Origin of the sequence: Streptomyces spongiae (assembly GCF_009377185.1) — a bacterium.
Classification (GTDB): Bacteria; Actinomycetota; Actinomycetes; order Streptomycetales; family Streptomycetaceae; genus Streptomyces; species Streptomyces spongiae.
Genome location: NZ_VJZC01000284.1, coordinates 1 through 12,490 on the forward strand (window position 1 = coordinate 1; position 12,490 = coordinate 12,490).

The window sequence follows — 12,490 nt, forward strand, 5'->3', positions numbered from 1 at the left end:
CCCGCCACCCCCACCGCAGATCCGGCAGGAACTGGTCCACCGCGAAGCCCCCGCCGATCAGGGCGAGCGCGGTACGCAGCCAGGCCAGGAAAGTCCGCTCGTTCGCCAGCGAGAACCGGTAGTCGGGTGTCCCGCCCTCCTCCCGCACCTCCTGTGGCGCGAACCACAACCGGACGTTCCGCACGAATTCGATCACATTCACGACCCTATCGGGACCCCTTGGAGCGGTACGCCTTGAGGCGTTCGTACGCGGCCAGGCCGTCCGGGACCCACTCCCACTCGGCCAGCCGCCGTTCCACCTCGTCCTCCGGCAGGAATCCGTGCCAGGCGACCTCCTCCACCTGCGGGTTCACCGGGAGGTCGCAGCGGACCTCGTAGACGGCGGACCACCAGGTCCGGCCGGCGCCGTCGTCGTACAGGAACTTGAAGAGGTAGGAGGGCCGCGGGAGGCCGGAGACACCCAGTTCCTCCTCGGCCTCGCGAAGCGCGGCGTCGTCGTAGGACTCGCCCGCGCCCACGACCCCGCCGACCCACATGTCGTACAGGGAGGGGAAGACCAGCTTGGTGGGGGTGCGGCGGTGGACGAAGATCCGGCCCTCGGCGTCGCGCACGTGGATGAAGGCACAGCGGTGGCGCAGGCCCCGCGCGTACGCCTCGCCCCGGGGCGACTGCCCGATGACCCGGTCGTTCTCGTCCACGATGTCGAGGATCTCGTCGGAGGCGCTCATGGACCCATCCAAGCAGGCCGATCCGCTGCCCGAGCGGGCCCGTCGGGGCCAGGGCCAGGTGCCCGCCCCTCAGCCCGACTGCAGAGCGGCCTGTGCCTGCTGTTCCCGCGGAGCCGGGACGCAGCCGCGCGGCATCGCGGGGTGCATCCCGAGCAGCACGATGCCGACGACGATCGCCGCGAGTCCGGCCGCCTCCCAGGCCAGCGCCCCGGTGTCGGTGCGCAGGCGGTCGCCGAGGAAGCCCACCCCGCACGCGATCCCGGCGAGCGGCTGGGCGGCCGTCAGCGCGGGCAGCGACATCCGCAGGGGTGCCGTCTCGAAGGCGCTCTGCACCAGGATCAGGCCCGTGACGCCGAGCAGGAGCACGCCGTACACCTGCCAGCCGGTCACGAGCTCCGTCCAGCCGCCCTCGGAGAACCGTTGCCCGCTGACCCGGGTGAGGGCGTCCTGGACGCCGTACAGCAGTCCGGCCGCGAGGGCCAGCAGGACCGGCCCGGCGCTGAGCCGGGACCGTTTCGCGTACGTCGTCAGCAGCAGGGCGAGGCCCACCATGGCCCCGATGATCAGCCAGTGCCGGAACGGGTCGGCGACCGCCTCACCGCCTTCCGGCCGCCCGGCCACGATGAACGCGGTCACTCCGCCCGCGAGCAGCGCGAGCCCCGCCCAGCCCTGGCGGCCCAGCGACTGCTTCGTCTGCCACCGGGAGAGCGCGAGCGCGAAGAGGAGGTTGGTCGCGAGGAGGGGCTCCACCAGGGACAGCTCGCCGTGCCCGAGCGCGATCGCGCCCAGCGCCATGCCGCACACCATCAGTCCGATCCCGCCCAGCCACCGCGGCACCCGCACCAGGTCGAGGAGCAGCCGGGGCGAGAGGAAGTCGCTGAGCGGGGCGTGCGCGGCCGCCTGCTGCTGGAGCACGAAACCGAACCCCAGACAGCACGCGGCACTCACGGACAGGATCAGCAGGAGAAACGACACGCTGGGAAACCTCGGGTCGTCGGACACGGCACCGCCGCGGCCGTGGAGGCGCCGGGAACACCGGCCGACGGACCGGTGTCACACGGGCGGGCCGCAGGGACCGCGACGCGTATCCCGCCGACTGTAGCGACTCACCCGGGGCGTGTCCGTGGGAGCGGACACATCCCGGCAGTTGACTCGGTCACTGCTTCTGCCGAAGGATCTGGTGCCATGATGCTGACCGGCCGGTAACAAGTGGCCCAGCTCTGCACTGGTTCGTTTTGACGTTGTTCTCGAGAGGACGGCCCCATGTCGTACGACGCAGATGTGATCGTGATCGGGGCGGGCCTCGCCGGCCTCGCGGCGACCGCGGAGCTCGTCGACGCCGGACGCACGGTGATCCTCCTCGACCAGGAGCCCGAGCAGTCGATGGGCGGGCAGGCCTTCTGGTCCTTCGGCGGGCTGTTCTTCGTGAACTCGCCCGAGCAGCGCCGGCTGCGCATCAAGGACAGCCACGCCCTCGCCCTCCAGGACTGGATGGGCACGGCCGCCTTCGACCGTCCCGAGGACAACTGGCCGCGCAAGTGGGCCGAGGCGTACGTCGACTTCGCCGCCGGCGAGAAGCGGGCCTGGCTGCACCAGCAGGGCGTGCGCTTCTTCCCGGTGGTCGGCTGGGCCGAGCGCGGCGGCTACGACGCCAACGGGCACGGCAACTCCGTGCCCCGCTTCCACATCACGTGGGGGACCGGGCCGGGACTCGTCGAGCCGTTCGAGCGGCGGGTGCGGGCCGGGGCGGCGCGCGGTCTGGTCCAGCTGAAGTTCCGCCACCGCGTCACCGGGCTGTCCCGCAGCTCAGGCGCCGTCGACACGGTCAGTGGCGAGATCCTGGAGCCGTCCGGCATCCAGCGCGGCCAGGCCAGCAGCCGCACCGTCACGGGCGCCTTCGAGTTCAAGGCCCAAGCGGTGATCGTCACCTCGGGCGGCATCGGTGGCAACCACGACCTCGTCCGCGCCAACTGGCCCGAGCGCCTCGGCACCCCGCCGGAGCGGATGGTCTCCGGCGTGCCCGCGCACGTCGACGGCAAGATGCTCGCGATCGCCGAGGACGCGGGCGCGAACCTCATCAACCGCGACCGCATGTGGCACTACACCGAGGGCATCCAGAACTGGAACCCCATCTGGGACAACCACGGCATCCGCATCCTGCCCGGCCCGTCCTCCCTCTGGCTGGACGCGCGCGGCAAGCGGTTGCCCGTCCCGCTCTTCCCCGGCTTCGACACGCTCGGCACGCTCGAGCACATCATGAAGACCGGGTACGACTACACATGGTTCGTGCTCGACCAGAAGATCATCGGCAAGGAGTTCGCGCTCTCCGGCTCGGAGCAGAACCCCGACCTGACCGGGAAGTCCATCAAGGACGTCATCGGACGGGCCCGCGCGGACGTACCCGGCCCCGTGAAGGCATTCATGGACAACGGCGTCGACTTCGTCGTCGAGAAGGACCTCCGCTCCCTCGTCCGCGGCATGAACGCGCTCACCAAGGAGCCGCTCATCGACGAGGCCGAGCTGCGGCACGAGATCGTCGCCCGTGACCGGGAGATCGTGAACCCGTTCACCAAGGACCTCCAGGTCATGTCGATCCGCGGCGCCCGCAACTACCTCGGCGACCGGCTGATCCGCACCGCCACGCCGCACCGCATCCTCGACCCCAAGGCGGGCCCGCTCATCGCCGTCCGCCTCAACATCCTCACCCGCAAGACCCTCGGCGGCCTGGAGACGGATCTGTCGTCCCGCGTGCTGACCGAGGGCGGCGACCCGCTGGAGGGCGTGTACGCGGCGGGCGAGGCCGCGGGCTTCGGCGGCGGCGGCGTCCACGGCTACCGGTCGCTGGAGGGGACGTTCCTGGGCGGGTGCCTGTTCTCGGGGCGCACGGCGGGGCGGGCGGCGGCTAAGGCCGTGGGGTAACCGGAGGGTCGGCCCCCAGGACCCCGACAGATGTATACGGGCACCTGCCGCCGCTGGCCTCATCGGGGTGGCAGGTGGTCGAATCGGTACGTGAGCATTGAACAGCCCCCAGAGGGACAGCCTTCAGGGGCACAGCCCCCAGAGGAACAGCCCCCAGAGGAACAGCCTCACGAGCGGGGCGCGCCGATGGGGCGCCGGGTCGTGCTGGGCACGCTCGGACTCGGAGCGCTCGGCCTGGTCGCCGCGCCCGGGCTCCAGCGGGGCCTGGAGTCCTTCCTGGGGGAGGCGGCCGACAAGGACCCCACGGGCCTGACCGGTCTGCTCCCCAACGGCGGCGGCTTCCGCTACTACTCGGTGACGTCGTCGGTCCCGCGCAAGGACGAGTCGACCTACCGCCTCACGATCGACGGCCTGGTCGACCGCCCGGCGTCGTACACCCTCGACGAACTCAGAGCCCTGCCCCAGACGCGGATGGTGCGCGACGTCCAGTGCGTCACCGGCTGGCGGGTACCGCACACGCCCTTCGAAGGCGTTCGCCTGTCCCGGTTGCTGGACCTGGCGGGAGTACGTTCGTCGGCCGGGGCGATCCGCTTCACCTGCTTCGACGGGGCGTACACCGAGAGCCTGACCCTCGACCAGGCGCGCCGCGCGGACGTCATGGTCGCCCTGCGCATGCAGGACAAGGACCTGAGCCACAACCACGGCGGCCCGGTCCGCCTCTACGTCGCCCCCATGTACTTCTACAAGTCGGCGAAGTGGCTTTCCGGCATCACGGTCACCCAGAAGGTGAAGCCGGGGTACTGGGAGGAGCGGGGCTACGACGTCGACGCCTGGGTCGGCAAGTCGAACGGACGGGACGATGAACCCACGAGTTGACGCCCCGGCGGTCGAGTCGGCCCCCTCCGCCCGGGTACGCCGCTTCAGCCGCGCCGAGCGATGGGTGCACCGGATCACGGCCGCGCTGATGGGCGTGTGCGTGGTGACCGCGGCCTGCCTGTACATCCCGCAACTCGCCGAACTCGTGGGCCGTCGCGCCCTCGTGGTCACCGTCCACGAGTGGTCGGGCCTGCTGCTCCCACTCCCCGTGCTGGCGGGCCTCGCCTCCCGTGCCTTCCGGGCGGACATGACCCACCTCAACCGCTGGGGCCCGCACGACGGTGTCTGGCTCCGCAAGGCCCTTCGGCGCGTTCCTGGTGCCCGCCCCGCCGCCAAGTTCAACGCGGGCCAGAAGCTCTACGCGGCCTGGATCACCGGCGCCACCCTCGTCATGCTCGGCACGGGCCTGATGATGTGGTTCACCCACCTGACCCCGCTGGTGTGGCGCACCAGCGCGACCTTCGTCCACGACTGGCTGGCCCTGACGATCGGCATCGTCCTGGCCGGCCACATCGGCATGGCCCTTGGGGACCCGGAGGCACGGAAGGGCCTGCGGACGGGGTCGGTGAGCCGGGAGTGGGCGGAGCGGGAGCATCCGCTGTGGCGGTCGTGAGGCGATCCGCCACAGCGGGGTGAGCGCCTAGATCACCAGCGACAACAGCAGCACCAAGGCCCCGGCGACCACCGAGATGATCGTCTCCATCACGGACCATGTCTTGACGGTCTGGCCCACGCTCAGGCCGAAGTACTCCTTGACCAGCCAGAATCCGGCGTCGTTGACGTGGCTGAAGAACAGTGAGCCGGCGCCGATGGCGAGGACCAGCAGGGCGGCGTGAGTCGTCGACATGTCGGCCGCGAGGGGGGCGACGAGACCGGCCGCCGAGACCGTGGCCACGGTCGCCGAGCCGGTGGCCAGCCGGATCGCCACCGCGATCAGCCAGGCCAGCAGGAGCGCCGGGATCGACCAGTCCTCGGAGATGTCCAGGATCATCTGGCCGACGCCGGAGTCGATCAGGGTCTGCTTGAAGCCGCCGCCCGCGCCGACGATGAGGAGGATGCCCGCGATCGGGGCCAGGGACTTCTCGGTGACCTCCGTCAGGCGGCCCTTGGTGAAGCCGGCCGGGCGGCCCAGCGTGAAGATGCCCACGAGCACGGCCGCGAGCATCGCGATCAGCGGGGAGCCGATCACGTCGAAGACGCGCTGGACGCTGTTCTCCGGGTCGTCGATGAGGATGTCCACGAGGGCCTTGGCCAGCATCAGCACGACTGGCAGGAGGACCGTGATCAGTGTCGCGCCGAAGCCAGGGCGGCGCTTCAGCTCCTCCGAGGCGCGGGGCGGCAGCATCCGCTCGGGGACCGGCACGTCCACCCAGCGGGCCGCGTACCGGGAGAACAGCGGACCGGCTATGACCACCGTGGGTATCGCCACCAGCACACCGAGGGCGAGGGTCACACCGAGGTCGGCCTTGACCGCGTCGATCGCGACCAGCGGGCCGGGGTGCGGCGGCACCAGACCGTGCATCACGGAGAGACCCGCGAGCGCCGGGATGCCGATCCGCATCAGCGAGTAGTTGCCGCGTTTGGCGACCATCAGCACCACCGGGATCAGCAGCACGATGCCGACCTCGAAGAACAGCGGCAGACCGATCACCGAGGCGATCAGCACCATCGCCCAGGGCATCGAGCGGCCGCCCGCCTTCTCCAGGATCGTGTCGACGACCTGGTCGGCACCGCCCGAGTCGGCGAGCAGCTTGCCGAGGATCGCGCCGAGGGCGATGAGGACGCCCACGCCCGCGACCGTGGAGCCGAGTCCGGCGCTGAAGCTGGTGATGACCTTGTCCAGCGGTGCCCCGGCGAAGGCACCGAGCGCCAGCGAGCCGATGGTGAGCGACAGGAAGGCGTGCAGCTTGAACTTGGTGATGAGCACGACGATGACGGCGATGCCCGCCAGTACCGCTATGCCCAGTTGAGCGTTGCCCGCCGAGGTGATCGGCTCGGGGGCGTCCGCCGCCAGCATCTCGACGCTGAGTCTGGTCACGGTGAATCCTTGTGTGGACGGTGAGTTGGGGGAGGAACGAGCGTAGGGGCCCACTCGGGAGAACAGGTGGGCCCGTCAGGGAGAACAGGTGGGCTTACGTGGAAGGCCGGTCGAGCTCCCCGAGCGCGGCGGCCGCCCGCTCGGTGATCTCCTCCGGAGTGCCCGAGACGTCGACCGGGACACCCGGCTCGTCCGCCCCGAGCGCCTGCAGCGTGGCGAACTGCGAGTCCAGCAACGCCTGGGAGAAGAAGTGTCCCTGACGGTGCGTCATCCGCTCCTCGATGAGCTCACGGTCACCGGTGAGGTGCACGAAGACCAGCCCGGGCGCGGCCGCCAGCAACCGGTCCCGGTAACTCCGCTTCAGCGCCGAGCAGCTCACCACCCCGCCGAGCCCGGCCCGTTCGTGCGCCCATGCGCCGATGGCGTCCAGCCATGGCCACCGGTCCGCGTCGCCCAGCGGGACCCCGGCCGACATCTTGGCGATGTTGGCCTCGGGGTGGAAGTCGTCGCCCTCGGCGTACGGAACGCCGAGCCGGGACGCGAGCAGGGGACCGATCGTCGTCTTGCCGGTTCCTGCCACACCCATGACCACGACGACGTGGGGGGAACGCATCTCTACCTCGCTGTCCACGATGACCTGTCCTCATCGACATCCGACGTCACCTGACGTCGACCACACTGAAACTCATTAGGTACGACGAATTCAAGAGTCTGTGACATATAAGTCTGACTTTTTGTCGGCGCGACTCTCCTCGTACCCTGATCCCCATGAGCACACCGGGCCGGGGGCTGCACGGCCGAGTACTGGAGAGCCTCGGCCCGGCGATCACCGCGGGCGATTACCCGCCCGGCAGCGTGCTGCGCACCGACGAGCTGGCACAGCGCTTCGAGGTGTCACGCTCCGTGATGCGTGAGGCGGTCCGCGTTCTGGAGTCCATGCACCTGGTCGAGTCCCGCCGCCGGGTCGGCGTGACCGTCCGTCCGGCCGCCGAGTGGAACGTCTACGACCCCCAGGTCATCCGCTGGCGACTGGCCGGCGCCGACCGCCCGCGCCAGCTGCGCTCGCTCACCATGCTGCGTTCCGCCATCGAACCGGTCGCCGCGGGGCTCGCCGCGAGGAACGCCACCGCCGAGCAGTGCGCCGAGCTCACCGAGTGCGCGATCGGGATGGTGGCCAACTCGCGCGGTCACCAGCTGGAGAAGTACCTCGTCCACGACATGGCCTTCCACCGGGTGATCCTCAACGCCTCCGGCAACGAGATGTTCGCCCGCCTCGGCGACGTGGTCGCGGAGGTCCTCGCGGGCCGCACCCACCACGAGGTCATGTTCGAGGACCCCGACCCCGAGGCCGTCACCCTGCACGTCCAGCTCGCCGAGGCCGTCCGCGAGGGCGACGCCGACCGCGCCGAGGAGCTCACCCGCGAGATCACGATCGGCGCGCTCCAGGAGCTGGACATCCTGGCGCCGGGCGGCCGTCCGGCGCCGTAACGGCACCTCGCCCTACTCGGTGAACTCCCCGTCCACGTACACCCACGCCCCGTCGACCCGCTCGAACCGGCTCCGCTCGTGCAGCGCGCCGCCCCGGTAGGAGGCGCGGAAGGTCACGGTCCCCGTGGAGTGGAACGCGGAGCCGTCGGTCGTCTTCAGGATCTCCAGGCCGGTCCACCTGAGTCCCGGCTCGAAGTCGACCCGGGCGGGCCGCGTTCGCGGATGCCACGTGCGCAGCAGGTATCCCTCGTCCCGCTTCACGAAAGCGCTGTAGCGGGACCGCATCAGCGTCTCGGCGGTCGGTGCCGCCACCCCACCCTCATGGAATCGGCCACAGCACGTCTCGTACGTCTCCGCAAGACCGCAAGGACAGAGGGGATTGTGTGTGGGGGCGGAAGGGCGCCTGCGGCGGGACTGCGGGGTGCGTCGGGACATGGGCTCCATTCTGCTGCAACACCGCCTGTGCGAGAACTGTGAAGCATCCGCCGCGACACGCGCACATCGTGTGCGCGTCGTGTTCGGTTCCCTCCATCGAACCTCCCCCAGGACTGGCGTGAACCCACCTTGCAGCTGCAACTCCTCCTTCACCAAGCTGGGTTGCGCACTTGAGCATCAGGAGTCACAAGCGCGCTGCTTGACCCCGGACGGCCGTCCGCCCGGGGACTGACGGGGGAAAACTGATGCGGAGCCCGCGGACCGGGCGCGTCATCGCGCTTTGGGGACTGCCCGCGCGCGCCGGACGACACGACTCCCTCTGCCGCCTCTTGGTGCCTTTCACCGGTGCCTGAGAAGGGATAGGAGGGGGAATGCCGACGAACGCAGCGACCGCCAGGCCGACGTATCCCGGCGTCTACGTCGAAGAGCTTCCCAGCAGCACCCGCACGATCTCCGCCGTGACCACCTCGGTGACCGCCTTCGTCGGTCACACCCGGCGGGGCCCGCTCAACGAGCCGGTGCGCGTCACCGGGTTCACCGAGTTCGAGCGGCGCTTCGGGGGCCTCGGCTCGCAGAGCGCCGTCGCCTACGCGGTGCACCAGTTCTTCGCGAACGGCGGCTCCGTCGCCGTGATCGTCCGCGTCGCCAAGGCGGGCAGCGGCAAGGCCGCGTGCGTCGTCCTGGAGTCCACCGAGGGCCACAGCGAGAGCCGTGTGCTCGAGGTCCACGCCAAGGAACCCGGGGTGTGGGGCAACGGCCTGCGCGTCGCCGTCGACTACGACACACCCAACCCCGACGACACCTTCAACCTGCGGGTGTACGACGCCAAGGGCGACGCCCGCGAGAGCTTCACCGGGCTGTCCATGGACGCCGGGCACGGCCGCCACGCGCCCACCGTGATCAACGCGGGTTCGCGGCTGATCCGCGTCGAGGCCGTCGGCGAGGGCCGCCCCGACCCGTCGGGCACCGTCTCCAAGCCGTTCGGGCACGAGCTGCCGGACCTGGCCGTCGACCTCACCGTCAAGATCGGCGAGGTGGAGCGCGAGTTCACGCTCTACGACCCCGACTGCGACGGCGAGGCCCCGTGCACCGTCGCCGAACTGGCGCTGCTCCTGGAGCGCAAGCTGCGCGCGCTGCCCGACGCGCCCGGCAAGCACGCCTTCGCGGGCGCCGAGGTCACCGCCTTCGGCCGCCGCATCCAGGTCGTCGCCGGCTCCACCGACCCCGAGGACGTCGTGCGCTTCCTCGGCGAGTGCGCCAACGACCTGGGCCTGGAAGCCTCCGTCAACCCGCCGGTGTTCCCGCTGGAGGGCGGCGAGGACGGCGAGGCACCCGGACCGCGCGACCTCATCGGCAGCGAGGCCGACAAGACCGGCATCCAGTCCCTGCGCGGCGTCCCCGACGTCAACCTGCTGGCCCTGCCGGAGATCGCGGCGTACGAGAACACCGAGGACATGCTCACGGTCGTCTCGGCGGCCCAGCGGCTGTGCCAGGAGCGGCGGATCTTCCTGCTCGTGGACGCGCCGAGCACCTGGGTCAGCGTGGACACCGCCCGCGCGGGCCTCGCCGCCTTCGACTCCGTGCGCGGCAACCACGCCGGCCTGTACTTCCCGCACATCCAGCTCACCGACCCGCTCACCGGGCGGCTGCGCTCCTTCCCGCCGTCCGGCGCGGTCGCGGGCGTCGTCGCGCGCACCGACTCCGAGCGCGGGGTGTGGAAGGCCCCGGCGGGTACGGAGGCACAGCTCGCCGGCGTGCACTCGCTGACCGTCGACCTCACCGACCGCGAGACCGGGCTGCTCAACCCGCTCGGCGTCAACTGCCTGCGCACCTTCCCGCTGACCGGCCCCCTCGTGTGGGGCGCGCGCACGCTGGAGGGCTCCGACGCGCTGGACAGCGAGTGGAAGTACGTTCCCGTACGGCGGCTCGCCCTGCACGTGGAGGAGAGCCTGCAACGCGGCCTGCAGTGGGTCGTGTTCGAGCCCAACGACGAGAGCCTGTGGCAGCAGATCCGCCTCAGCGCCTCCTCGTACCTGCACACCCTCTTCCGCCAGGGTGCCTTCCAGGGCAGCACGCCCCGCGAGGCCTACTTCGTCAAGTGCGACCACGAGACGACCACCGACGAGGACGTCGAGAACGGCGTCGTCAACGTCCTGGTGGGCATCGCGCCGGTCCGCCCGGCCGAGTTCGTGATCGTCAAAATCCAGCAGACGTCGGGGCAGTTCGCGCTCTAGCGCCGTCGCAGAATTGGGAGAGCTGAAGGAATCCGATGGCTGAGTTCACGGTCAACGCGCATCGCTTCGACCCCTACAAGAACTTCAAGTTCCTGGTGCTGTGGGACGGTCGCACGGTCGCAGGCATCAGCAAGATCAGTCCACTGAAGCGGACCACGGAGGTCGTCAAGCACCGCCACGGCGGCGACCCCTCCTCCCCGCGCAAGTCGCCGGGCCGCTCCGAGTTCGAGGGCATCACCCTGGAGCGTGGCGTCACCCACGACCCCGAGTTCGACCGCTGGGCCAACAAGGTCTGGCAGGTCGGCGCGGGGCTCGGCTCCGAGGTGTCCCTCGCCGACTTCCGCAAGGACATCGTCATCCAGGTCCTCAACGAGGCCGGCCAGGTCGCCGTCTCGCACAAGCTCTACCGGACCTGGCCCAGCGAGTACCAGGTCCTCGGTGAGCTGGACGCCAACGCCAACGCGGTGGCCATCCAGTCGCTGAAGCTCGAGTGCGAGGGCTGGGAGCGGGACTACGAGGTGCCCGAGCCCGAGGAGCCGTCGTTCCTCAACCCCGCATGACGTAGGACCAGTTGAGGGATCGGGGGGAGTACATGGCGATCGCCGGGGCGGCCGACCTGCTGGCCACCTGGGAGGCGGGACTCGCCGAGGCGCCGGCCGGGCGCGCGCTGCTGCTGCACCGCACCGCGCGCCCGGACCTCGCCGCCGGGGCGCTGCCCGCGCTTCCGGTCGGCGCGCGCGAGGCGGACCTGTTCACGCTGCGCCGGGCGCTGTTCGGCGAGCGGATGCAGGTGCGCCTGGAGTGCGGGGCGTGCGGGGAGGACATGGAGTTCGACCTGGACGCCGGGGAGTTCGCGCGCTCGCTCGACCGGAGCGGCGAGACGGTCGTCCAGGTGCGTCAGGACGGCTGGGAGGTCGAGTTCCGGCTGCCCGGCGTCGCCGACCTTTCGGCGGCCGCCCGGGACGCCGACCCGCGCGCGGCTCTCCTCGCCCGGTGCCTCGTCTCGGCGGCGCGCGACGGTGCCGCCGTGGGTGCGGGCGACCTGCCCGTACCCGTGCAGCGCCGGATCGCCGAGGCCGTCGAGGCCGCGGACCCGGGCGGCGACGTGACGCTCAACGTGGCCTGCCCCGAGTGCGGGCAGGCCACCCGGGCCGAGCTCGACATCGCCTCCTACCTCTGGACCGAACTGGACGCCTGGGCACGGGACGTGCTGCTCGACGTCCACCTGCTCGCCACCGCCTACGGCTGGAGCGAGCCGGAGATCCTGGCGCTCAGCCCGCTGCGGCGCCGCTACTACCTGGAGCTGTGCGCGGATGTCTGACTCCTCTTCGGGAAGCCGGCCGGCGGGCTCGCCCGAGCCCGACTTCCTCGACCGGCTGATCGCCCGGCACACCGCTCCGGCCGCCACCCCGCGAGCCGGCGTGATGCGGGTACGGCCCCGGCTGCCCGGACCCTTCGAGCGGGTCGAGGCCGTACGCGCCGGGACACCGGACCCGGACGGGCCCGAGCCGCTGTGGCCCTCCGCCACCCCGACCGCCGTCCCGACGCCCGAGGTGCCGCGCCCGGCGGTGCCCGGCACCCGGGTGCGCACGGAACGGGAGCGGACCGTCGTACGCACCGAACAGGCCCCCGCCGACACGCAGGTGCGACCGGCCCGGCCGGCCGCGCCCGAGACCCCGCTGCTGCGTCCGGCCACGCCGGTCGCCCCGGGGCCGCGTCCGGTCGCCGACCCCGCGCGCCGCACGGCGGGACGGGGCCGCACCGACCCGGCC

The 12,490-nt window shown here is 71.2% G+C and carries 13 protein-coding genes and 1 pseudogene; 8 read left to right on the plus strand and 6 right to left on the minus strand.

What is annotated here, in order from left to right; translation table 11 throughout:
* The 3 genes from FNH08_RS30125 to FNH08_RS30135 form a co-directional block, all read right to left on the minus strand.
* Positions 1 to 196, minus strand: a 196-nt coding sequence (locus tag FNH08_RS30125) for a YidH family protein (protein ID WP_322725754.1), incomplete at its 3' end; no start/stop codon positions are given.
* 10 nt (positions 197 to 206) lie between these two features.
* A complete protein-coding gene (locus FNH08_RS30130) occupies positions 207 to 728 on the minus strand; it encodes an NUDIX hydrolase (protein WP_152774691.1) in 522 nt (173 codons plus the stop codon).
* A 69-nt stretch (positions 729 to 797) separates the two neighbouring features.
* On the minus strand, positions 798 to 1,703 hold the full coding sequence (locus tag FNH08_RS30135; RefSeq protein WP_322725755.1) for a DMT family transporter: 906 nt from the start codon (positions 1,701 to 1,703) through the stop codon (positions 798 to 800).
* 288 nt (positions 1,704 to 1,991) lie between these two features.
* Here FNH08_RS30135 and FNH08_RS30140 point away from each other — a divergent pair, with 288 nt between their 5' ends.
* The 3 genes from FNH08_RS30140 (at position 1,992) to FNH08_RS30150 (ending at position 5,136) form a co-directional block, all read left to right on the plus strand.
* On the plus strand, positions 1,992 to 3,647 hold the full coding sequence (locus FNH08_RS30140) for an FAD-binding dehydrogenase (protein WP_152774692.1): 1,656 nt from the start codon (positions 1,992 to 1,994) through the stop codon (positions 3,645 to 3,647).
* 186 nt (positions 3,648 to 3,833) lie between these two features.
* Positions 3,834 to 4,523, plus strand: coding sequence for a molybdopterin-dependent oxidoreductase (locus FNH08_RS30145; protein ID WP_228034445.1), 690 nt, complete (start codon positions 3,834 to 3,836; stop codon positions 4,521 to 4,523).
* Positions 4,507 to 5,136, plus strand: coding sequence for a cytochrome b/b6 domain-containing protein (locus tag FNH08_RS30150; protein WP_152774694.1), 630 nt, complete (start codon positions 4,507 to 4,509; stop codon positions 5,134 to 5,136). Before FNH08_RS30145 ends, FNH08_RS30150 begins: the two co-directional genes overlap by 17 nt.
* A gap of 27 nt (positions 5,137 to 5,163) precedes the next feature.
* Here the strand turns inward: FNH08_RS30150 and FNH08_RS30155 are convergent, their stop codons facing one another.
* A complete protein-coding gene (locus FNH08_RS30155; RefSeq protein ID WP_322725757.1) occupies positions 5,164 to 6,561 on the minus strand; it encodes a GntP family permease in 1,398 nt (465 codons plus the stop codon).
* 94 nt (positions 6,562 to 6,655) lie between these two features.
* On the minus strand, positions 6,656 to 7,174 hold the full coding sequence (locus FNH08_RS30160) for a gluconokinase (protein ID WP_152774702.1): 519 nt from the start codon (positions 7,172 to 7,174) through the stop codon (positions 6,656 to 6,658).
* A gap of 155 nt (positions 7,175 to 7,329) precedes the next feature.
* Between FNH08_RS30160 and FNH08_RS30165 the strand changes: the two genes are divergently transcribed.
* Positions 7,330 to 8,049 (plus strand): FadR/GntR family transcriptional regulator, encoded by a 720-nt coding sequence (locus FNH08_RS30165; RefSeq protein ID WP_152774695.1) that lies wholly within the window; start codon positions 7,330 to 7,332, stop codon positions 8,047 to 8,049.
* Positions 8,050 to 8,061: 12 nt separating this feature from the next.
* Here FNH08_RS30165 and FNH08_RS30170 read toward each other — a convergent pair whose 3' ends face one another.
* Positions 8,062 to 8,484: a YchJ family protein gene (locus FNH08_RS30170; protein ID WP_152774696.1), complete on the minus strand. Its 423-nt coding sequence runs from the start codon at positions 8,482 to 8,484 to the stop codon at positions 8,062 to 8,064.
* Between the two features lie 371 nt (positions 8,485 to 8,855).
* Here FNH08_RS30170 and FNH08_RS30175 point away from each other — a divergent pair, with 371 nt between their 5' ends.
* The 4 genes and pseudogenes from FNH08_RS30175 to FNH08_RS30190 all read left to right on the plus strand — a co-directional run.
* Complete coding sequence (locus tag FNH08_RS30175) at positions 8,856 to 10,718, plus strand: phage tail sheath subtilisin-like domain-containing protein (protein WP_152774697.1); 1,863 nt, start codon at positions 8,856 to 8,858, stop codon at positions 10,716 to 10,718.
* 35 nt (positions 10,719 to 10,753) lie between these two features.
* Positions 10,754 to 11,278 carry a phage tail protein gene (locus tag FNH08_RS30180; protein WP_004003113.1) on the plus strand — a complete coding sequence of 175 codons (525 nt, stop codon included), beginning with the start codon at positions 10,754 to 10,756 and terminating at the stop codon, positions 11,276 to 11,278.
* Positions 11,279 to 11,310: 32 nt separating this feature from the next.
* A complete protein-coding gene (locus FNH08_RS30185) occupies positions 11,311 to 12,039 on the plus strand; it encodes a T4 family baseplate hub assembly chaperone (protein WP_152774698.1) in 729 nt (242 codons plus the stop codon).
* Positions 12,032 to 12,490: pseudogene (locus tag FNH08_RS30190) on the plus strand (hypothetical protein); the annotation flags it as partial. The gene FNH08_RS30185 and the pseudogene FNH08_RS30190, both read left to right, overlap by 8 nt.